Here is a 22,189-nt window from a genome sequence, read left to right as displayed (position 1 = left end):
GGATAAGCGTAAGCGCCACCCGGCAATTCATCACTTACAATTTCGCAAACACCCGGCGTGCGGCGTCGATGGTGTTATTGATATCTTCTTCACTGTGCGCCACGGACATAAAGCCCGCTTCGAAGGCGGACGGCGCCAGGTAAACGCCTTCATCCAGCATCATGTGGAAGAAACGCTTGAAGCGTTCAACATCGCAGGCCATCACGTCCTGATAGCAGGTCACGGTTTCGGCATCGGTGAAGAAAATCCCGAACATCCCGCCGACATGGTTAACCACCAGTGGAATATTTGCTTCTTCGGCAGCTTCCAGCAGACCTTCTGCCAGACGCGTCGTCAGTTCGTTCAACGTCTCATGAATCCCCGGCTGGGCGACTTCGGTCAGACAGGCATAACCTGCCGCCATCGCAATTGGATTACCGGAAAGCGTCCCCGCCTGGTAAACCGGTCCGGTCGGCGCCAGTGCGTCCATCACATCGCGACGGCCACCGAATGCGCCAACGGGCATTCCGCCACCGATGATTTTGCCAAGACAAGTCAGATCCGGCACGACGCCGTAATAATCCTGCGCACCGGCCAGCGCCACGCGGAAACCGGTCATCACTTCATCGATGATCAACAGCGCGCCAAACTCATCGCACAGCGCACGCAGGCCTGGCAGGAATTCCGGCAGCGGCGGGATGCAGTTCATGTTGCCCGCGACCGGTTCAACGATGATGCAGGCGATCTCCTGCGGATACTGTTCGAATGCCGCACGTACTGAGGCAAGATCGTTATAGGTGCAGGTCAGGGTGTGTTTCGCGAAATCAGCCGGAACGCCCGGGGAGTTAGGCTGACCCAGCGTTAACGCGCCGGAACCGGCTTTGACCAGCAGACAGTCGGCATGACCGTGGTAGCAGCCTTCAAATTTGATGATCTTATCGCGACCGGTGAAACCGCGCGCCAGACGGATCGCGCTCATCGTCGCTTCCGTGCCGGAGTTCACCATACGTACCATATCCATGGTTGGCACTAACTCAGTGACCAGCGCCGCCATTTTTACTTCCATTTCGGTCGGCGCGCCGAAGCTTAAACCGCGCTCTGCCGCTTCAATCACGGCATTGCGAATTGCCGGGTGGTTGTGACCCAGCACCATCGGCCCCCAGGAGCCGACATAATCGATATAGGCTTTACCATCGACATCATACAGATATGCGCCGTCAGCTTTTTCAATAAACAGCGGAGTACCACCCACGCCAGTAAAGGCGCGAACGGGGGAGTTAACGCCGCCGGGGATAAGTTCGCGTGCTGCGCTGTAGAGGTTTTCAGACTTACTCATGGATGGGGTCCTGGTTCGTAGAAAAAGTAAATGCCCGCTATTCTAGTTATTCAGAGAAGGTTATGAAAGTTTTGCGTATTTGAAACAATACGATTTACAGGGGATTTTCACGAAACGTGCGAGTAGAATGCCGTTTCCGTATTTGTATTACCAATTAATGATTATCTGATGAAAACAGACACCCCTTCTTTTGAAGCACAACAAATTGTGCGTTTACGGCGCAGGGATCAGATCCGTCGACTCCTTGATCGTGACAAAACGCCGTTGGCGATCCTCTTTATGGCCGCCGTGGTGGGGACAGTGACGGGGTTGGTGGGTGTGGCGTTTGAGAAAGCCGTGACCTGGGTGCAGAATCTGCGTATTGGCACGCTGGCACAGGTTGCTGACCACGCCGTCCTGGTATGGCCTTTGGCGTTTATTCTTTCTGCATTGCTGGCGATGGTGGGTTATTTTCTGGTGCGTAAATTTGCCCCGGAAGCCGGTGGTTCGGGGATCCCTGAGATTGAAGGCGCATTGGAAGAGCTCCGCCCGGTGCGCTGGTGGCGTGTGCTGCCGGTAAAATTTATCGGCGGTATGGGTACGCTGGGTGCCGGAATGGTGCTTGGGCGAGAAGGACCAACCGTGCAGATTGGTGGCAATATCGGGCGCATGGTGCTGGATATTTTCCGCATGCGTAGCGCCGAAGCGCGGCACACCTTACTGGCAACCGGTGCGGCTGCGGGGCTGTCAGCCGCGTTTAATGCGCCTTTGGCCGGCATTCTGTTCATTATTGAAGAGATGCGACCACAGTTTCGTTATAACCTCGTGTCGATCAAAGCCGTATTTACCGGCGTGATTATGTCGAGCATTGTATTTCGTATTTTCAACGGCGAGGCCCCGATTATTGAGGTCGGGAAACTCTCCAATGCGCCGGTTAATACGCTGTGGTTGTACCTCATCCTCGGGATTATTTTTGGTTGCGTCGGGCCGTTGTTCAATACCATGGTGTTGCGTACCCAGGATATGTTTCAACGCTTTCACGGTGGTGAAATTAAAAAATGGGTGCTGATGGGCGGTGCGATCGGCGGCCTGTGCGGGATCCTCGGTTTGATTCAACCGGAAGCTGCAGGTGGCGGGTTTAACCTGATCCCGATTGCCGCTGCGGGCAATTTCAGCGTGGGCCTGCTGCTGTTTATCTTTATCGCCAGGGTGATCACCACGCTGCTGTGCTTCTCATCCGGCGCGCCTGGTGGGATATTTGCCCCGATGCTGGCGTTAGGCACATTGCTGGGAACTGCATTTGGCATGGCTGCAGCAGCTTCTTTTCCGCAGTATCATCTGGAGGCGGGGACGTTTGCTATTGCCGGGATGGGGGCATTGCTGGCCGCTTCAGTGCGTGCGCCGTTAACGGGCATTGTGCTGGTGCTGGAAATGACGGATAACTATCAGCTCATTTTGCCAATGATTATTACCTGTCTTGGCGCAACACTATTAGCCCAGTTTATGGGGGGAAAACCGCTATACTCGACTATCCTTGCCCGCACGCTGGCTAAACAGGAAGCGGAGCAGGCGGCAAAAAGCCAGAGTACCGCCACGGGCGAGAATACTTGAACGAAATACCAGGGTATTAGATAATGGCCTTAACCATTGGGTTATAATTTGCCCAATTGCCAATGTCGTTTGGAGCAAAATATGAGTGATGACGTAGCGCTGCCACTGCAATTTACTGAAGCAGCAGCCAATAAAGTAAAAAGCCTGATCGCAGATGAAGATAACCCAAATCTGAAATTACGCGTGTATATCACCGGCGGTGGTTGCAGCGGTTTCCAGTACGGTTTTACCTTTGATGATCAGGTAAACGATGGTGATATGACCATTGAGAAACAAGGTGTTGGTCTGGTGGTTGACCCGATGAGCCTGCAGTATCTGGTAGGCGGTGCGGTTGATTATACCGAAGGTCTGGAAGGTTCTCGCTTCGTTGTGACTAACCCGAACGCCAAAAGCACCTGCGGGTGTGGTTCCTCTTTCAGCATCTGATTGCTGTCTGCAATACCGGTGGTCTGATGGTGTAGGCCCGGTAAGCGTAGCGCCACCGGGCAATGTGCCGGATGGCGGCGTAAACGCCTTATCCGGCCTACATGTTTTGCATCGTCACATCAACGCCCGTTATCATCCAGCGCAAACGTCGGCAATTTCAAATGCCAACGAATGGCGGCAAGCCGAATCAACAGGGTGACAATCATCCCTATCATACTGGCGTTTTCCAGCGATACATTAAAGGTATAAAACGCTGTCGCATGCACGATCCCGCCGATAATACACGCCGTGGCGTAGATTTCGGTGCGCAAAATCATCGGCACTTCACGCGCTAACACGTCGCGAATAATTCCGCCGCCGACGCCGGTAATCACTCCCATACAAATCGCCACCAACGGTCCGGTTCCGGCGAGAAACGCTTTATTCACGCCAATACCCACGAACACCGCCAGGCCAACGGCATCCAGCACCGGAAGGATCCATTTCGGCAAGCGTCTTGGCTGACGCACCAGCACGATCGTCAACATACTGGTGATCATCGCCACCACCAGGTCGGTGGGATCTTTAACCCAGAATACGGGGCCATGATCCAGCGCCATATCGCGGATCGTACCGCCACCGACGGCGGTTACCACGCCCAGGACCAGAACGCCGAAGGGGTCCATACGCAGTTTTCCGGCAAGCAATACGCCAGAGATAGCAAATACCGCGGTACCGACAATATCCAGCCAATAGACGAGCATCTTTACATCCTCACAACAGACCTGGTGGGGGCAGGCGCTAATTTACTTGTGAAAGCGCATTACAGAGTTGTTTTGCGGCGAGGATAATACGCGGGCTCGCGCGTTCAAACCAGTCACTATCAAGAGTAATAACCGGGATTTTTAGCTGATTTCCCCAGTATTGCTCAATTTTAAGAATTTCGCCTGAACCGCCGGTAGCAACAATTGCCTGAGGGGCTCTTGCCAGTACCTGTTCGCGGCTGACCTGCGGCCATGGAACCCGGCTGCCGGAAAAGATGTTTTCTCCACCACATACCTCAAGAACCTGGTTTTGAATGGAACCTTTTCCACTGGTAAATAGAGGATTTGCGCCAAACTGGAGAAACACACGTTTTTTAGGTTTGTTGGCATACTGAGACTTTAGTAAAGCATACTCATCAAGCAGGGTTTGCGCTGCTTGCTTTGCCTGTTCAGGCTTGGGACTCCATGGCGCAAGTTGACGCAATGCATCTGCGACCTGCTCGATGGTGACGGCATCGACCCAGATGACCTTAATTCCCAGGGCGGTCAGTTGATTAACCTGTCGCTCAGCATTCCCACCACGCCAGGCAATAACCAAATCGGGTTTGAGCGCCACAATACGTTCCAGATTCATGCCTTGCCAGGTTGAGACCTCTTCAATATTTTTGGCCTCGGGCGGGTAGTTTGAATAGCTGCTGACGCCAACGGGGGTAATACCGGCGGCGAAGGCCAGTTCAGTGTTGGCTGGGGAAAGCGAAATAACGCGCGGCGCGGCGTAAAGCCACGCCGGAAGAATGAAAAGCAGGGCGACCAGCGCCCTGGAGATGTATTTAGCCATGTGCCAGTTTCTGCACCAGCGTTTCAACCATCAGGCTTGACTGTTTCGCGGCAACGACCAGGAACTCGTCAAAGCTGAGATGGGACTGCTGATCGGCGACGTCAGAGATAGCGCGAACGACAACAAACGGCACATTAAAGTTGTGACACACGTGCGCAATTGCGGTTGCTTCCATCTCAACGGCAATCGCTTGTGGGAAGTTATGCTTAATTTTTGCCAGACCAACGGAACCGTTAATGAAGGCATCGCCGCTGACGATCAGTCCACGGACGGCGTTCAGATTGAGTTCGGCAATGCAGGATTCCGCCGCAGCAATCAGTGTCGGGTTGGCTTTAAAACCGGCCGGGCAGCCCGGTAGCTGGCCAAATTCATAGCCGAATGCGGTGACGTCAGCATCGTGATAGCGCGCTTCGTCAGAAACCACGATATCACCCACTTTCAGCGTAGAAGCCAGGCCACCCGCAGAACCGGTATTGATGATGGCGTCCGGCTTGCAGCGTTCAAGCAGCAGCGTAGCGCCCAGCGCCGCAGCTACTTTACCGATGCCTGATTTCAGTAGCGCAACCTCAGTACCGTTCAGTTGGCCGGTGTAAATTTCACAACCGCCAAGAGCGATTGTCTGACGGTTTTCGATTTTGTCACGCAGCAGCGTAACTTCTTCTTCCATTGCACCAATGATGCCGATTTTCATAGATTTACTCGCGATAAGCCAGATTTGAGGGCATAGTCTATCATGCGCTTAAGGGGTAGCGCATTTCTCAGGCGGGAGAGGACATGGCACAGATCGATTTCCGAAAAAAAATAAACTGGCATCGTCGTTACCGTTCACCGCAGGGCGTGAAATCTGAGCATGAGATCCTGCGCATTTTCGAAAGCGACCGTGGACGCATTATCAATTCTCCGGCTATTCGCCGACTGCAGCAAAAAACCCAGGTCTTTCCGTTGGAGCGTAACGCGGCGGTGCGTACGCGCCTGACGCACTCGATGGAAGTTCAGCAGGTAGGGCGTTATATCGCCAAAGAGATCCTCAGCCGACTGAAAGAGCAAAAGCTGTTGGAGCAGTACGGCCTGGATGAGTTGACCGGTCCCTTTGAAAGCATCGTCGAAATGTCCTGCCTGATGCATGACATCGGCAATCCGCCGTTTGGTCATTTTGGCGAGGCAGCGATTAATGACTGGTTTCGCCAGCGACTCTATCCGGCTGACGCTGAAAGTCAGCCGTTAAGCGACGATCGCTGCCTGGTGTCTGCGTTACGTTTGCGTGAAGGTGAAGAGTCGCTCAATGATATTCGCCGCAAGGTACGTCAGGACCTGTGCCATTTTGAAGGCAATGCGCAGGGCATTCGGCTGGTGCATACTCTGATGCGCATGAACCTGACCTGGTCGCAGGTGGGGGGAATTTTAAAATATACGCGCCCGGCATGGTGGCGTGGAGGTACGCCGGCGACGCATAACTATTTAATGAAGAAACCGGGCTATTACCTTTCCGAGGAACCGTATATTGAGCGGTTACGTAAAGAATTATCCTTAGCACCTTACAGTCGCTTTCCATTAACCTGGATTATGGAAGCAGCGGACGATATCTCTTATTGTGTGGCTGATCTGGAGGATGCTGTTGAGAAAAGAATCTTCAGCGTCGAGCAGCTTTACCACCATCTGTATGAGGCGTGGGGGCATCATGAAAAAGGTTCCCTGTTTAGTCAGGTTGTTGAGAACGCCTGGGAAAAATCTCGTTCAAATACATTAAGCCGCAGTACTGAAGATCAGTTCTTTATGTATTTACGCGTTAATACGCTGAATAAGCTGGTACCGTACGCCGCTCAGCGTTTTATTGATAATTTGCCGCAAATTTTTGAGGGGAGTTTTAATCACGCTTTATTAGAAGATGCCAGTAGCTTCAGTCAGTTGCTAGGGGTATATAAAAATGTAGCGGTAAAACATGTGTTTAGTCATCCAGATGTGGAACAGCTGGAATTGCAAGGCTATCGGGTTATCAGTGGGCTTCTGGAAATCTACCAACCACTGCTAAAAATGTCATTATCCGACTTTAGCGGACTGGTTGAACACGAAAGATTAAAACAGTTCCCTATCGAATCACGATTATTTCAAAAGTTGTCTACCCGCCATCGTCTTGCTTATGTTGAGGCGGTCAGTAAAATATTGCCGGGTAGTGCCGAGTTCCCGGTCATGGAATATTATTACCGCTGCCGTTTAATTCAGGATTATATCAGCGGGATGACTGACTTGTATGCCTGGGATGAATATAGACGGCTGATGGCGGTAGAACAATAAATACTCATTTGTAAAGACGGACAATAAAATTTTACTTTTTCCTTAAACTTCATTCTGGAACTTAGCGCTATAAAACGACTCTGAGGTATACAGCAATTTTGCGTGACCTGTTAATCGAGAACGAAACACATGAAAAAAACCACATTAGCAATGAGTGCACTGGCTCTGAGTTTAGGTTTGGCGTTGTCCCCCCTGTCTGCAACGGCGGCTGAGACAGCGTCTTCAGCGACAACAGCCCAACAGATGCCAAGCCTGGCCCCGATGCTCGAAAAAGTGATGCCATCGGTGGTGAGTATTAATGTCGAGGGGAGCACGACGGTCAATACGCCGCGTATGCCGCGTAATTTCCAGCAGTTCTTTGGTGATAACTCTCCGTTCTGCCAGGACGGTTCTCCGTTCCAGAGCTCACCGTTCTGCCAGGGCGGTGCTCCGGGCGCTGACAACGGCGGTGGCCAGCAGCAGAAATTTATGGCGCTGGGGTCTGGCGTCATCATTGATGCCGCGAAAGGGTATGTTGTGACCAACAACCACGTGGTCGATAATGCCACGGTGATCAAGGTTCAACTGAGCGATGGGCGTAAGTTTGACGCAAAAATCGTCGGAAAAGATCCGCGCTCTGATATCGCGTTGATTCAAATTCAGGATCCGAAAAATCTGACGGCAATTAAGCTGGCAGATTCTGATGCGCTGCGCGTGGGTGATTACACTGTAGCGATTGGTAACCCGTTTGGCCTCGGTGAAACGGTGACATCAGGTATCGTTTCTGCACTGGGGCGTAGTGGCCTGAATGCCGAAAACTACGAGAACTTTATCCAGACGGATGCGGCGATCAACCGCGGTAACTCTGGCGGTGCGCTGGTTAACCTGAATGGTGAGTTGATCGGGATTAACACCGCGATCCTCGCGCCGGACGGTGGCAACATCGGGATCGGTTTTGCTATCCCAAGCAACATGGTGAAAAACCTGACTTCGCAGATGGTTGAGTTCGGCCAGGTTAAACGCGGTGAGCTGGGTATTATGGGGACTGAGCTGAGCTCTGAGCTGGCGAAAGCGATGAAAGTGGATGCCCAGCGTGGGGCATTCGTCAGCCAGGTTATGCCGAACTCTTCTGCAGCGAAAGCCGGTATCAAAGCTGGGGACGTGATTACCTCCCTGAACGGTAAACCAATCAGCAGCTTCGCTGCCCTACGTGCGCAGGTCGGCACCATGCCAGTGGGTAGCAAAATTAACCTTGGCCTGCTGCGCGACGGTAAGCCGGTAACGGTGAACCTGGAACTGCAGCAGAGCAGCCAGACTCAGGTTGATTCCAGCTCTATCTTCAAAGGCATTGAAGGTGCGGATATGAGTAACAAAGGCCAGGACAAAGGTGTCGTGGTAAGCGATGTGAAACCGAATTCGCCGGCGGCACAGATTGGCCTGAAGAAAGGGGATGTCATCATTGGTGCTAACCAGCAACCGGTGAAAAACATCGCGGAACTGCGCAAAATTCTCGACAGTAAACCGGCTGTTCTGGCGCTAAACATTCAGCGTGGTGACAGCTCTATCTATCTGTTGATGCAATAATCCCTCTGAACCCCTTCCCATATCAGGGAAGGGGTTTCTTTTTGTGATACCTACCACAACTCCATACTTCTCTCTTCTGCTTTGTGCATTTGCACAATGTCGCAGCCTGTTTTCTTCCCTATGCTTGAGCACTGCTCACAGGAGGGCTTTATGGCTGGCTGGCATCTCGATACCAAAATGGCGCAGGATATTGTGGCGCGCACGATGCGCATCATTGATACCAATATCAACGTAATGGATGCCCGTGGGCGGATAATCGGCAGTGGCGATCGCGAACGTATTGGTGAATTGCACGAAGGGGCACTGCTGGTGCTCTCACAGGGCCGGGTAGTCGATATTGATGATGCGGTAGCGCGACATTTGCACGGCGTGCGTCAGGGGATAAACCTGCCGCTGCGGCTCGAAGGCGAAATCGTTGGCGTTATTGGCTTAACCGGTGAGCCGGAGCATTTGCGTAAATACGGTGAACTGGTGTGTATGACCGCCGAAATGATGCTGGAGCAGTCGCGTTTGATGCATCTGCTCGCTCAGGACAGTCGTCTGCGCGAAGAACTGGTGATGAACCTGATTCAGGCTGAAGAAAACACCCCGGCGCTGGTGGAATGGGCGCAGAGGCTGGGTATAGATCTGAACCAGCCGCGCGTGGTAGCGGTGGTGGAGGTCGACAGCGGTCAGCTTGGTGTAGACAGTGCCATGGCTGAACTACAGCAATTACAAAATGCGTTGACGACACCAGAACGAAATAACCTGATTGCGATTGTTTCACTGACTGAGATGGTAGTTCTGAAACCCGCACTGAATCAGTTTGGCCGCTGGGATGCAGAAGATCATCGCAAGCGTGTTGAACAGTTGATCGCCCGTATGAAAGAGAACGGACAACTACGCTTTCGCGTATCGCTGGGCAACTATTTTACCGGGCCGGGCAGCATTGCCCGTTCGTATCGTACGGCGCGCACGACCATGATGGTCGGTAAGCAGCGCATGCCGGAAAGCCGCAGCTATTTTTACCAGGATTTAATGTTGCCAGTGCTGCTGGACAGCCTGCGCGGCGGCTGGCAGGCTAATGAGCTGGCCCGTCCGCTGGTTCGGCTGAAAGCGATGGATAACAACGGCTTGCTGCGTCGGACTTTAGCGGCGTGGTTTCGGCATAACGTTCAGCCGCTGGCGACCTCAAAAGCGTTGTTTATCCACCGTAATACGCTGGAATATCGCCTGAACCGAATTTCAGAGCTAACCGGGCTGGATTTGGGGAATTTTGACGACCGACTGTTGTTGTATGTGGCGTTGCAACTGGATGAACAGCATTAATTCCTTGCCTGATGACACTACACATATCAGGCAAAATGCCGGGGGGCGGCTTCGCCTTACCCGGCCTACGAATACATTCACATGCGGTTACTTACGCGTCAGTTTTTCCAGATCGGCTTCAATTTCGCTGATCTTATTAGTCACGACGCTTTCCAGATGACGTAAATCATCGAGGATCTTGCGTTTAAGATCGACTTCACTGCGATCGCGCTGGCAGATCTGATCCAGTTCGTCGATCACATAGCGCAGGTTTGGACTGATCTCCTGCACTTCTTTGTAGCCCTGACCGACGCCATCGGCGACCACTGTTTTACGCTGACGGGGATATTTGAACTTCACGCTCTTGGCAAAAAACTCACCTTTATCCTTTTGGAAATAGATTTTCAGGATATCGTTGTTGGCTTCTTGCCGCAGGCTGTAACGATCGATCTCTTCAGGATTAGTAATGCCCAGACTTTTCAGATTGTCATACATAGCGGTACCCTTAAGCTCACTATAACCATTGAATAATTAACGAAAAGCCTTGTTTATGCCACTCGCAGATGTAAAAAAAGCGGGCTAAGCCCGCTTTTTCAAATTGCTGTTAGTCGATGGTACGTAACAGTTCGTTGATACCCACTTTGCCACGCGTTTTAGCGTCGACTTTCTTCACGATCACCGCGCAGTACAGGCTGTATTTGCCATCTTTCGACGGCAGGTTGCCGGAGACAACCACAGAGCCCGCCGGAACGCGGCCATAATGCACTTCGCCGGTTTCACGATCGTAAATACGGGTGCTCTGACCAATGTACACGCCCATAGAGATAACAGAGCCTTCTTCGACGATCACGCCTTCAACCACTTCAGAACGTGCGCCGATGAAGCAGTTGTCTTCGATGATGGTCGGGTTAGCCTGTAACGGCTCCAGTACGCCACCGATGCCAACGCCGCCGGACAGGTGAACGTTTTTACCAATTTGCGCGCAGGAACCCACGGTCGCCCAGGTATCAACCATCGTACCTTCATCCACATAAGCGCCGATGTTCACGTAAGACGGCATCAGCACGGTGTTACGGGCGATAAACGCACCCTGGCGTACGGCCGCTGGCGGAACCACGCGGAAACCTTCTTTCTGGAAGCGTGCTTCGTCGTAGTTGGCGAATTTCATCGGTACTTTATCGAAGTAACGGCTTTCCGCACCCTCGATAACCTGATTATCGTTAATACGGAAAGAGAGCAGGACCGCCTTTTTCAGCCACTGATGCGTGACCCACTGACCCTCAATCTTTTCTGCGACGCGCAGTGCACCGGAATCCAGTAAAGCAATAACCTGATTCACCGCTTCGCGGGTTACGGTATCTACATTTGCCGGAGTAATGTCGGCACGGCGCTCGAAAGCGGACTCAATAACGTTCTGTAACTGCTGCATTGTTAAACTCTTTCCATAATAAATAAAAACATTACCCTTTATCGTTTGGATTGAGGGCCTCTGTCAACCGTTGATGTACTTCCTGCTGCAGCTCATTATTAAGGGCACGCCGGTCGGCGGTGGCGATTATGAATAAATCTTCTACTCGCTCGCCAATGGTTGTAATTCGGGCGCCATGCAGCGAAATTCCCAGATCGGCAAAAATCTGCCCGACCCGCGCCAGCAGTCCAGGCTGGTCGAGAGCGATAAGCTCAAGGAATGATTTACGGTCGGTATGGGTCGGAAGAAAAGTAACCTCAGTATCGACGGTAAAGTGGCGTAATTTTGCCGGTTGGCGACGCGGCTGCGGCGGTTGCCAACTGCGTTGAGTAATGGCTTGTTCCAGCCCAAAACGGATCGCTTCGTGCCTGTCTGACGACAGCGGACTGCCGTCCGGCTCCAGAACGATGAACGTATCCATCGCCATGCCATCACGGGTGGTGAAAATCTGTGCATCGTGAACGCTAAGATTACGCCTGTCCAGTTCGGCGCAGACGGCGGCAAACAGGTAAGGGCGGTCAGGGCTCCAGATGAAAATTTCTGTCCCGCCGCGCGTGGCCTGCGGGCTGAGCAGGATTAGTGGTTTACTGAGATCGTGCTGCAGCAGATGACGCGCATGCCAGGCCAGTTGATTTGGGCTGTGGCGCACGAAATAGTTGGCGCGACAGCGCGACCAGATATGGTGCAGCGCTTCTTCGTCAATGTTGTCCATTCGCAGTAGTGCCAGCGCCTGCAGTTGATGATGGCGCACACGCTCGCGCATATCCGGCGTGTTTTGCATTCCACGACGCAGCTGTTTTTCCGTGGCGAAGTATAATTCGCGCAACAGGCTTTGCTTCCAGCTATTCCACAGTGTTTCGTTAGTAGCGCAAATATCTGCGACGGTCAGGCACACTAAAAAGCGCAGACGATGTTCCGTTTGTACTTCTTCAGCGAATTGCTTGATCACCTCCGGATCCTGAATATCACGGCGCTGAGCGGTCACCGACATTAGCAGATGCTGGCGTACCAGCCACATGACCAGATTTGTTTCACGCGAGTTGAGTCCGTGTAATTCGGCGAACTTGAGTACGTCCTGAGCCCCCAGAATAGAGTGATCGCCGCCACGTCCTTTGGCGATATCGTGGAACAGCGCAGCAATCAGAATGAGTTCCGGTTGACGCAGGCGCGGCCACAGATCCACACACAGCGGATGGCGCGGGCGAGTCTCTTCCCTGGCAAAACTTTCCAGCTTGAGCATTACGCGGATAGTGTGCTCATCCACCGTATAAGCATGAAACAGGTCAAACTGCATTTGACCGACAATGTGTGACCACTGCGGCATATAGGCCCATAACACGCTGTGCCGATGCATTGGCAACAGGCCGCGACTCACTGCACCCGGATGGCGCAACATGCTGAGAAATAGCGAGCGCGCTTCCGGAATGTAGCACAGCGGTTGAGTTAAATGACGGCGGGCATGACGCAAATGACGCAGTGTGGTGGAGTAAATTCCGGTGATCGCGCTATTGCGTACCATGATGTAAAACATCCGCAAAATAGCCTCGGGCTCGCGGATAAACAGGTCGTCATTGCGCAGGTCAATCAATGTGCCACGCAACTGAAAGTCGTCATCAATTGGGCGCGGTTTTTCATCAGCCGGCATGGCGAGGATCGCCTCGTCAAACAGCTGGAGCAGCATGTGGTTCAGTTCACTCACTCGTCGCGTGACCCGGAAATAGTCTTTCATCATCCGCTCGATCGGCTCATTGCCTTCACCGCCATAATTGAGGCGTTGAGCCACGCTGAGCTGTCGATCAAACAGCAGACGATTATCGTAACGGTTCACGATCAGATGCAATGCAAAGCGAATGCGCCACAGAATATGCAAACATTCATTCAGTTCGGCGCGCTCCGCCAGCGTCAGGAAGCCGAAGCCGACCATCTCATCCAGCGACGTGGCACCAAAATGACGGCGGGCGACCCATTGCAGGGTGTGGATGTCGCGCAGTCCACCTGGACTGCTTTTGATATCCGGCTCCAGGTTGTAGCTGGTGCCGTGATAGCGCTGATGGCGTTGATTCTGTTCCTCCACTTTGGCAGCGTAAAATTTATCGGACGGCCAGAAACCTTCGCTAAAAATATGCTTTTGTAGCTCCAGAAACAGCGCCACGTCGCCGATAAGCAGGCGTGTTTCTATCAGGTTGGTGGCGACGGTTAAATCCGATAGCCCCTCCAGCAGACACTCTTCCAGCGTCCGCACGCTGTGCCCAACCTCTAGCCTCACGTCCCATAGCAGCGTTAACAGCTCGCCGACTTTTTCGGCCTGTGCGTCAGGGAGCTTTTTACGACTCAGGATCAGTAGGTCAATATCGGAAAGGGGATGCAGTTCGCCGCGTCCGTAACCGCCAACAGCAACCAGCGCCAGATCGGCAATCTGACCGAAACCGGCTTCAATCCACAGACGCTGAAGTAACTGGTCAATAAACTCGGTGCGGGCCTCAATGAGTTGCTCTGCGGAGATCCCGCTGTCAAACGCTTCGCCTAACCAGTGCTGGAAAGCGTCGATATGCGCTTTAATGCCGGGGCAGTTGAGGTCGTGCTGTGGCCATGTCCCTGGGTTTTGCGGTTGGCCAGGCAGGGTGGGGAGGGCAGTATTTGCGTGCTGTTCAGGAAGAGTATTCATTATGCGCCACCCATTAAAAAGCCGGATGGCGGCTAATGCGCCTTACCCGGCCTACGGATTTACTCTTCATCCTTCAAGCTGCTTCTGCGTTGGCTGCGCTCGTTCACTCCAGTCACGTACTTTTGTACGCTTCTGGAGATTCACTCTCTTGCCGTCTTGAAGCAACTCGAATGATTTTGAGTAAAGGTGCAATTTGTAGGCCTGATAAGATGCAGGGGCATCGCCATCAGGCAAAACATTATTCGCCGTGTGTGATGATCGCCGGGATGGTGTCATCCGTGCGTAACGTCAGAATTTCACAGCCGTTTTCCGTCACCACAATAGTATGCTCGTACTGAGCAGACAAGCTCCGGTCTTTGGTTTTCACCGTCCAGCCGTCTTTCATGGTGCGGATACGGTAATCACCGGCATTCAGCATCGGTTCTACGGTGAAGGTCATGCCCGGCTGCAGTACCACACCGCCGTCGTCCGCATCGTAATGCAGAACCTGCGGTTCTTCATGGAAGCCGCGACCAATGCCGTGACCGCAGTATTCACGGACCACAGAGAAACCTTCGCCTTCCGCGTATTTCTGAATTGCAGCACCCAGGGTACGCAGGCGAATACCTGGTTTTACCATGCGCAGCGCCAGGTACAGGCTTTCCTGCGTGACGCGGCACAGACGCTCGCCAAGAATGGTCGGTTTCCCGACGATAAACATTTTGGACGTATCGCCGTGGTATTCGTCTTTAATCACTGTGACGTCAATGTTGACGATATCGCCGTCTTTCAGGAGCTTGGCATCGTCCGGGATCCCGTGGCACACGACTTCATTAATAGAGATGCACACGGATTTCGGATAACCGTGATAGCCCAGGCATGCGGAAATGGCCTGCTGTTCATTCACGATGTAGTCGTTACAAATGCGATCCAGCTCGCCGGTGCTGACGCCCGGTTTAACAAACGGTGCGATCATTTCCAGTACATCAGCGGCCAGGCGGCCTGCGACGCGCATTTTTTCGATTTCTTCAGGGGTCTTGATTGAGATAGCCATGAATTCTGTCCATCAGTGCCGATGATATCGGCAATAATTGTTTAAGTGCTGCCAATGGTATCAGTCCCGCATACATGCTGCCAAATTGAGAATCATTCTAAACTTCGCCTTTCGTGCCACAGGTGCGTTGGCTGTATTTTTTCACTCCAGTCACTTACTACATGTAAGCTCCTGGAGATTCAAAAATTTGCCGCCTTCCTGTAACACGAAATTCATCGTTCATTCAGCACACAGTACCAACAATTATTGGTGTCGACGGCGTATTTGTGGTATAAAGCGCGCCGGACTTCCGTTCTATTCGCAGACTACACACGATGGACGGGAGCGACAAATCTCACTTTGTGTAACAACACACACGTATCGACACATATTCCGGGGTGCCCTTAAGGGTCGGTAATATGGGATGCGTGGAGGCTTAACCCCAACTTTTATATATAGAGGTTTTAATCATGGCAACTGTTTCCATGCGCGACATGCTCAAGGCTGGTGTTCACTTCGGTCACCAGACCCGTTACTGGAACCCGAAAATGAAGCCGTTCATCTTCGGTGCGCGTAACAAAGTTCACATCATCAACCTTGAGAAAACTGTACCGATGTTCAACGAAGCTCTGGCTGAACTGAACAAGATCTCTGCTCGTAAAGGTAAAATCCTTTTCGTTGGTACTAAACGCGCTGCAAGCGAAGCGGTGAAAGACGCTGCTAACAGCTGCGACCAGTTCTTCGTGAACCATCGCTGGCTGGGCGGTATGCTGACTAACTGGAAAACCGTTCGTCAGTCCATCAAACGTCTGAAAGATCTGGAAACTCAGTCTCAGGACGGTACTTTCGAAAAGCTGACCAAGAAAGAAGCGCTGATGCGCACCCGTGAGCTTGAGAAACTGGAAAACAGCCTGGGCGGTATCAAAGACATGGGCGGCCTGCCGGACGCTCTGTTCGTAATCGATGCTGACCACGAGCACATTGCTATCAAAGAAGCAAACAACCTGGGTATCCCGGTATTTGCTATCGTTGATACCAACTCTGATCCGGACGGTGTTGACTTCGTTATCCCGGGTAACGACGACGCAATCCGTGCTGTGACCCTGTACCTGGGCGCTGTAGCTACTACCGTTCGTGAAGGCCGTTCTCAGGATCTGGCTTCCCAGGCGGAAGAAAGCTTCGTAGAAGCTGAATAATAAGGCACGCTCGTTAGAGCGACCCCTTATATATCCTAGATAATTCGAGTTGCTGGAAGGCGTTGACGCAACGAATCCCCCGGAGCTTACGTCAGTAAGTGACTGGGGTGAGTAAGGAAAACAACGCACCAGCAGCTTGAAGAATGACGGATATAGGCCAGGTAGTATCACGTTTGGTTAGGGGGCCTGTATATGGCCCCCTTTTTCACTTTTAAATCTGTGCGGTTTCATGCCGGGCAGATCAAATCTTCCGAGGATTTTAGAATGGCTGAAATTACCGCATCCCTGGTAAAAGAGCTGCGTGAGCGTACTGGCGCAGGCATGATGGATTGCAAAAAAGCACTGACTGAAGCTAATGGCGACATCGAGCTGGCAATCGAAAACATGCGTAAGTCCGGTGCTATTAAAGCAGCGAAAAAAGCAGGCAACGTTGCTGCTGACGGCGTAATCAAAACCAAAATCGACGGCAATATCGCTTTCATTCTGGAAGTTAACTGCCAGACTGACTTCGTTGCTAAAGATGCTGGTTTCCAGGCATTTGCTGACAAAGTACTGGACGCTGCTGTTGCTGGCAAAATCACTGACGTTGAAGTTCTGAAAGCACAGTTCGAAGAAGAACGTGTTGCTCTGGTTGCTAAAATCGGTGAGAACATCAACATCCGTCGCGTGGCTTCCCTGGAAGGCGAAGTTCTGGGTAGCTACCAGCACGGTGCGCGTATCGGTGTTCTGGTTGCTGCAACTGGCGCTGATGAAGAACTGGTTAAACAGCTGGCAATGCACATTGCTGCAAGCAAACCAGAATTCGTTAAGCCGGAAGACGTTTCTGCTGAAGTAGTAGAAAAAGAATACCAGGTTCAGCTGGATATCGCGATGCAGTCTGGCAAGCCGAAAGAAATCGCAGAGAAAATGGTTGAAGGCCGCATGAAGAAATTCACCGGCGAAGTTTCTCTGACTGGTCAGCCTTTCGTTATGGAACCGAGCAAATCTGTTGCTCAGCTGCTGAAAGAGCACAACGCTGACGTAACTGGTTTCATCCGCTTCGAAGTGGGTGAAGGCATCGAGAAAGTTGAGACTGACTTTGCAGCAGAAGTTGCTGCGATGTCCAAGCAGTCTTAATTTTAAAAGGAGCCGCCTGAGGGCGGCTTCTTTTTGCGCCCGACTTGTAAATTCAGCTAAGCGCTATAGTGGCAGGGCTGAAAAGCGACATACAATGTCGCTGGAATTAACTCATCTCATTCGTTGACAGTCTCAGGAAAGAAACATGGCTACCAATGCAAAACCCGTCTACAAACGTATTCTGCTTAAGTTAAGTGGCGAAGCTCTGCAAGGTTCAGAGGGCTTCGGTATTGATGCAAGCATACTTGACCGTATGGCTCAGGAAATCAAAGAGCTGGTCGAGCTGGGAATCCAGGTTGGCGTAGTGATCGGTGGTGGTAACCTGTTCCGTGGTGCTGGTCTGGCGAAAGCAGGGATGAACCGCGTCGTGGGCGACCACATGGGCATGTTAGCCACCGTAATGAACGGTCTGGCGATGCGCGATGCGCTTCACCGCGCCTATGTGAACGCTCGCCTGATGTCCGCTATCCCTCTGAACGGCGTGTGTGATAACTACAGCTGGGCGGAAGCGATCAGCCTGTTGCGTAACAACCGCGTGGTTATTTTGTCCGCTGGTACAGGCAACCCGTTCTTCACCACTGACTCCGCAGCCTGCCTGCGTGGTATTGAAATTGAAGCGGATGTGGTTCTGAAAGCCACTAAAGTTGATGGTGTGTTTACCGCCGATCCAGCTAAAGATCCAACAGCAACCATGTACGAACAGTTGACCTATGCTGAAGTACTGGATAAAGAACTGAAAGTGATGGATCTGGCTGCGTTCACGCTGGCTCGTGACCACAAATTACCGATTCGTGTCTTCAACATGAACAAACCGGGTGCGTTGCGCCGCGTTGTGATGGGTGAAAAAGAAGGCACGTTAATCACGGAATAATTCCCGTTGCGGCTAAATGCAGGTAATATTCCGCTTTAATGTCGCGGGATACGTCCCTCAAAATTAATCAAGACTATACTTGTCACATCTTGCGTGGTGGGTATGGTCTGACTGAAACAAGCTTTCAAGGATTCGTAACGTGATCAACGATATCAGAAAAGATGCTGAAGTACGCATGGACAAATGCGTCGAAGCATTCAAAAATCAAATCAGCAAAATTCGCACGGGTCGTGCTTCTCCCAGCCTGCTGGATGGCATTATCGTAGAATATTACGGCACGCCGACTCCGCTGCGCCAGCTGGCAAGCGTAACGGTTGAAGATTCCCGTACCCTGAAAATCAACGTGTTTGACCGTTCTATGGGTCCGGCTGTTGAGAAAGCGATTATGGCTTCTGACCTCGGTCTGAACCCAAGCTCAGCGGGTTCTGACATCCGCGTTCCGCTGCCACCGCTGACCGAAGAACGTCGTAAAGATCTGACCAAGATCGTACGTGGTGAAGCTGAAGGCGCGCGTGTTGCTGTGCGTAACGTACGCCGTGACGCCAACGACAAAGTGAAAGCGCTGCTGAAAGATAAAGAGATCAGCGAAGATGACGATCGCCGTTCTCAGGACGACGTACAGAAACTGACCGATGCTGCAATCAAGAAAGTTGATGCGGCGCTGGCAGAGAAAGAAGCGGAACTGATGCAGTTCTGATTCGCCTGTACGCTAAAAACGCCGCTTAGAAGGCCTGAGAAGGCTGGATGGCGGCGTTTTGCTTTTTTATCCTGTCTCAATTCTTCTGGATGTCTCATGAAGCAATTAACCATCCTGGGCTCAACCGGCTCTATTGGTTGCAGTACGCTCGATGTAGTACGCCATAACCCGGATAAATTTCGTGTTGCTGCGTTGGTAGCGGGTAAAAATGTCGCCCGTATGGTGGAGCAATGCCTTGAGTTTTCCCCCCGCTACGCGGTGATGGATGACGAAAAAAGTGCAGCGCTGGTGAAATCCGCATTGCGGGATCATGGAAGTCGCACCGAGGTTATGTGCGGGCAGCAGGCGGCCTGTGATATGGCCGCGCTGGATGATGTCGATCAGGTCATGGCGGCGATAGTTGGCGCGGCAGGTTTGTTGCCAACGCTTGCGGCAATCCGCGCAGGCAAAAACATTTTGCTGGCGAATAAAGAGTCTCTGGTAACCTGCGGACGTCTGTTTATGGACGACGTGAAACGGCATAAAGCGCAGCTTTTGCCGGTAGATAGCGAACATAACGCGATTTTTCAGAGTTTACCGCAACCTATCCAACACAATCTGGGATACGCTGACCTTGAGCAAAACGGCGTTGTGTCTGTTTTGCTTACCGGGTCTGGTGGCCCTTTCCGTGAAACGCCATTGCCCGATCTGGCTCTAATGACTCCCGATCAGGCATGTCGTCATCCGAATTGGTCGATGGGACGAAAAATCTCCGTCGATTCCGCCACCATGATGAATAAAGGTCTGGAATACATTGAAGCGCGTTGGTTGTTTAATGCCAGTGCAAGCCAGATGGAAGTGCTGATCCATCCACAGTCGGTTATTCACTCGATGGTCCGTTATCAGGATGGTAGCGTCCTGGCCCAGTTGGGTGAGCCTGATATGCGCACGCCTATCGCCCATACGATGGCATGGCCGGAACGTGTGAGCTCTGGGGTTAAGCCTGTCGATTTTTGCAAACTCAGTGCGTTGACGTTTTCCGCACCTGATTATCAGCGTTATCCGTGCCTGAAACTGGCGATGGACGCGTTTGAGCAAGGACAGGCTGCGACAACTGCGCTGAACGCCGCAAATGAGATTACCGTTGCTGCATTTTTGGCGCAGCAGATTCGATTTACGGATATCGCCGATCTCAATTTGTCCGTACTGGATAGGATGGATTTGCAGGAACCGCAGAGCGTTGAAGATGTGCTGAGGGTCGATGCCATCGCCAGAGACGTCGCGACAAAACAAGTGACACGACTCTCAAGCTGATGATAATCCCTCTGTGAGGGATCGTGCTATTTGTTAGCGTTGGGCTTCAGTGATATAGTCTGCGCCACCTGATCGCAGGTATTTGCTTTTTTTCGATCGGGTAAGCCGTGGTTTGACACGGCTTTTTTGTGGATAGGCTTCAGTATTCCTGAGTACCGTATAATCCTTTCAGGGACTAAAAACGCGTTATGTTGTCTGCAACTAAACCATTAAGCGAGAACTTGCCAGCACATGGTTGTCGCCATGTCGCAATTATCATGGATGGCAATGGCCGCTGGGCGAAAAAGCAAGGGAAGATCCGCGCCTTTGGGCATAAGGCCGGAGCAAAATCCGTCCGCCGGGCTGTCTCTTTTGCTGCCAATAACGGTATTGACGCGTTAACGCTGTATGCCTTTAGCAGTGAGAACTGGAACCGACCAGCGCAGGAAGTCAGTGCGTTAATGGAATTGTTTGTGTGGGCACTTGATAGCGAAGTGAAAAACCTGCACCGCCATAACGTGCGCCTGCGTATTATTGGGGATATCAGTCGATTTAACACACGTTTGCAAGAACGGATTCGCAAGTCGGAAGCGCTTACCGCCCAGAATACCGGGTTAACGCTGAATATTGCCGCGAATTACGGTGGACGGTGGGATATTGTCCAGGGCGTCAGGCAACTGGCACAACAGGTGCAGGAAGGTCTGTTGCGTCCAGAGCAAATTGATGAAGAGATGCTTGGTCAGCAAGTGTGTATGCATGAGCTGGCTCCTGTGGATTTAGTGATAAGGACTGGGGGAGAGCATCGAATTAGTAATTTTTTGTTGTGGCAAATTGCCTATGCCGAACTTTACTTTACGGATGTTCTCTGGCCCGATTTCGATGAACAAGACTTTGAAGGTGCGCTACATGCCTTTGCTAATCGTGAGCGTCGTTTCGGCGGCACCGAGCCCGGTGATGAAAAAGCCTGATGGGGGTCGCTTTTGCTGAAGTATCGCCTGATTTCTGCTTTTGTTTTAATACCCGTTGTCATCGCGGCGTTGTTTTTGTTGCCGCCGGTGGGGTTCGCCATTGTTACGCTGGTCGTCTGTATGCTGGCCGCCTGGGAATGGGGACAGTTAAGCGGTTTTGCCACGCGTACACAGCGAGTTTGGTTGGCGGTTTTGTGCGGGCTATTGCTGGCACTGATGCTGTTTTTGCTGCCTGAGTATCATCATAATATTCACCAACCGCTGGTTGAAGTGTCGCTTTGGGCGTCGCTGGGCTGGTGGGCCGTGGCGCTATTACTGGTGTTGTTTTACCCCGGTTCAGCCTCGGTCTGGCGTAATTCCAAAACATTACGCATAATTTTCGGCGTGTTAACCATTGTTCCTTTCTTTTGGGGAATGCTGGCGCTACGTGCCTGGCACTATGATGAGAATCATTATAGTGGCGCGCTATGGCTGCTCTATGTCATGATCCTCGTTTGGGGAGCGGACTCTGGTGCCTATATGTTTGGTAAGATGTTTGGCAAACATAAACTGGCGCCGAAGGTTTCTCCTGGTAAAACCTGGCAGGGTTTTATTGGCGGACTTGCCACTGCAGCTGTAATCTCGTGGGGTTATGGTATGTGGGCGAATCTTGAAGTTGCGCCTGTCACCTTGCTCATTTGCTCCATCGTTGCAGCCCTGGCCTCCGTGCTGGGTGACCTGACCGAGAGTATGTTTAAGCGTGAAGCAGGTATTAAGGACAGTGGTCACTTAATCCCAGGACACGGTGGTATTCTGGATCGTATTGACAGCCTGACGGCTGCGGTGCCGGTCTTTGCTTGCCTGTTGTTACTGGTATTCAGGACGCTCTAA

General features: G+C 52.1%; 20 protein-coding genes and 1 pseudogene. 13 read left to right on the top strand and 8 right to left on the bottom strand.

The genetic code is table 11. The annotated features are described in order from the left end of the window. Positions 1–34: 34 nt before the first annotated feature. Positions 35–1,315, bottom strand: coding sequence for a glutamate-1-semialdehyde 2,1-aminomutase (gene hemL, locus SK32_RS11960; RefSeq protein ID WP_048212655.1), 1,281 nt, complete (start codon positions 1,313–1,315; stop codon positions 35–37). A gap of 168 nt (positions 1,316–1,483) precedes the next feature. Here hemL and clcA point away from each other — a divergent pair, with 168 nt between their 5' ends. From clcA to erpA, 3 genes and pseudogenes are all read left to right on the top strand, one after another. Next, positions 1,484–2,905 (top strand): H(+)/Cl(-) exchange transporter ClcA, encoded by a 1,422-nt coding sequence (gene clcA, locus SK32_RS11955; protein ID WP_048212654.1) that lies wholly within the window; start codon positions 1,484–1,486, stop codon positions 2,903–2,905. A gap of 23 nt (positions 2,906–2,928) precedes the next feature. Beyond that, positions 2,929–2,994: pseudogene (gene yadW / locus SK32_RS26250) on the top strand (small protein YadW). Next, the gene (erpA, locus tag SK32_RS11950; RefSeq protein ID WP_003018581.1) at positions 2,987–3,331 is read left to right on the top strand and encodes an iron-sulfur cluster insertion protein ErpA; all 345 of its coding nucleotides are present in this window, start codon (positions 2,987–2,989) and stop codon (positions 3,329–3,331) included. Before yadW ends, erpA begins: the two are co-directional and overlap by 8 nt. Before the next feature lie 119 nt (positions 3,332–3,450). On the opposite strand, the gene SK32_RS11945 is transcribed toward erpA, so the two are convergent. The 3 genes from SK32_RS11945 to mtnN are packed head-to-tail and all read right to left on the bottom strand — an operon-like array spanning position 3,451 to position 5,603. After that, entirely contained in the window at positions 3,451–4,074 is a 624-nt protein-coding gene (locus SK32_RS11945; protein ID WP_048212653.1) for a TRIC cation channel family protein, read from the bottom strand. Positions 4,075–4,111: 37 nt separating this feature from the next. Beyond that, a complete protein-coding gene (gene btuF, locus SK32_RS11940) occupies positions 4,112–4,912 on the bottom strand; it encodes a vitamin B12 ABC transporter substrate-binding protein BtuF (RefSeq protein WP_048212652.1) in 801 nt (266 codons plus the stop codon). Next, complete coding sequence (mtnN, locus tag SK32_RS11935) at positions 4,905–5,603, bottom strand: 5'-methylthioadenosine/S-adenosylhomocysteine nucleosidase (RefSeq protein ID WP_048212651.1); 699 nt, start codon at positions 5,601–5,603, stop codon at positions 4,905–4,907. Before mtnN ends, btuF begins: the two co-directional genes overlap by 8 nt. An 83-nt stretch (positions 5,604–5,686) precedes the next feature. Between mtnN and dgt the strand changes: the two genes are divergently transcribed. The 3 genes from dgt (at position 5,687) to cdaR (ending at position 10,075) form a co-directional block, all read left to right on the top strand. After that, positions 5,687–7,204: a dGTPase gene (gene dgt / locus SK32_RS11930; protein ID WP_048212650.1), complete on the top strand. Its 1,518-nt coding sequence runs from the start codon at positions 5,687–5,689 to the stop codon at positions 7,202–7,204. Positions 7,205–7,333: 129 nt separating this feature from the next. Then, positions 7,334–8,767 carry a serine endoprotease DegP gene (gene degP / locus SK32_RS11925; RefSeq protein ID WP_005132129.1) on the top strand — a complete coding sequence of 478 codons (1,434 nt, stop codon included), beginning with the start codon at positions 7,334–7,336 and terminating at the stop codon, positions 8,765–8,767. 150 nt (positions 8,768–8,917) lie between these two features. After that, positions 8,918–10,075, top strand: a complete 1,158-nt coding sequence (gene cdaR / locus SK32_RS11920; protein WP_005132128.1) for a DNA-binding transcriptional regulator CdaR — start codon at positions 8,918–8,920, stop codon at positions 10,073–10,075. 87 nt (positions 10,076–10,162) lie between these two features. Here the strand turns inward: cdaR and SK32_RS11915 are convergent, their stop codons facing one another. The 4 genes from SK32_RS11915 to map all read right to left on the bottom strand — a co-directional run bounded on the left by SK32_RS11915 (position 10,163) and on the right by map (position 15,220). Then, entirely contained in the window at positions 10,163–10,549 is a 387-nt protein-coding gene (locus tag SK32_RS11915; RefSeq protein WP_003018562.1) for a DUF3461 family protein, read from the bottom strand. Positions 10,550–10,658: 109 nt separating this feature from the next. Continuing rightward, positions 10,659–11,483: a 2,3,4,5-tetrahydropyridine-2,6-dicarboxylate N-succinyltransferase gene (dapD, locus tag SK32_RS11910; protein WP_003837532.1), complete on the bottom strand. Its 825-nt coding sequence runs from the start codon at positions 11,481–11,483 to the stop codon at positions 10,659–10,661. A 31-nt stretch (positions 11,484–11,514) separates the two neighbouring features. Beyond that, complete coding sequence (glnD, locus tag SK32_RS11905) at positions 11,515–14,187, bottom strand: bifunctional uridylyltransferase/uridylyl-removing protein GlnD (protein ID WP_048212649.1); 2,673 nt, start codon at positions 14,185–14,187, stop codon at positions 11,515–11,517. 238 nt (positions 14,188–14,425) lie between these two features. After that, positions 14,426–15,220 carry a type I methionyl aminopeptidase gene (gene map, locus SK32_RS11900; RefSeq protein ID WP_048212648.1) on the bottom strand — a complete coding sequence of 265 codons (795 nt, stop codon included), beginning with the start codon at positions 15,218–15,220 and terminating at the stop codon, positions 14,426–14,428. Between the two features lie 449 nt (positions 15,221–15,669). Here map and rpsB point away from each other — a divergent pair, with 449 nt between their 5' ends. The 7 genes from rpsB to cdsA all read left to right on the top strand — a co-directional run bounded on the left by rpsB (position 15,670) and on the right by cdsA (position 22,189). Continuing rightward, positions 15,670–16,395: a 30S ribosomal protein S2 gene (gene rpsB, locus SK32_RS11895; RefSeq protein WP_005132117.1), complete on the top strand. Its 726-nt coding sequence runs from the start codon at positions 15,670–15,672 to the stop codon at positions 16,393–16,395. 264 nt (positions 16,396–16,659) lie between these two features. Then, positions 16,660–17,511, top strand: coding sequence for a translation elongation factor Ts (gene tsf, locus SK32_RS11890; RefSeq protein ID WP_005132116.1), 852 nt, complete (start codon positions 16,660–16,662; stop codon positions 17,509–17,511). Positions 17,512–17,656: 145 nt separating this feature from the next. Next, positions 17,657–18,382 carry a UMP kinase gene (pyrH, locus tag SK32_RS11885; RefSeq protein ID WP_005132114.1) on the top strand — a complete coding sequence of 242 codons (726 nt, stop codon included), beginning with the start codon at positions 17,657–17,659 and terminating at the stop codon, positions 18,380–18,382. 139 nt (positions 18,383–18,521) lie between these two features. Further along, complete coding sequence (frr, locus tag SK32_RS11880) at positions 18,522–19,079, top strand: ribosome recycling factor (RefSeq protein ID WP_005132113.1); 558 nt, start codon at positions 18,522–18,524, stop codon at positions 19,077–19,079. A 96-nt stretch (positions 19,080–19,175) separates the two neighbouring features. After that, on the top strand, positions 19,176–20,372 hold the full coding sequence (ispC, locus tag SK32_RS11875) for a 1-deoxy-D-xylulose-5-phosphate reductoisomerase (RefSeq protein WP_048212647.1): 1,197 nt from the start codon (positions 19,176–19,178) through the stop codon (positions 20,370–20,372). A gap of 188 nt (positions 20,373–20,560) precedes the next feature. After that, entirely contained in the window at positions 20,561–21,319 is a 759-nt protein-coding gene (gene ispU, locus SK32_RS11870; protein WP_040230029.1) for a (2E,6E)-farnesyl-diphosphate-specific ditrans,polycis-undecaprenyl-diphosphate synthase, read from the top strand. A gap of 12 nt (positions 21,320–21,331) precedes the next feature. Next, positions 21,332–22,189 carry a phosphatidate cytidylyltransferase gene (gene cdsA, locus SK32_RS11865; protein ID WP_048212646.1) on the top strand — a complete coding sequence of 286 codons (858 nt, stop codon included), beginning with the start codon at positions 21,332–21,334 and terminating at the stop codon, positions 22,187–22,189.

The sequence above is a fragment of the Citrobacter sp. MGH100 genome, from assembly GCF_001034465.1.
GTDB lineage: Bacteria > Pseudomonadota > Gammaproteobacteria > Enterobacterales > Enterobacteriaceae > Citrobacter > Citrobacter youngae.
The sequence above is the reverse complement of the archived record's forward strand: the minus strand, read 5'-3'. Positions and strand labels throughout refer to the sequence as shown.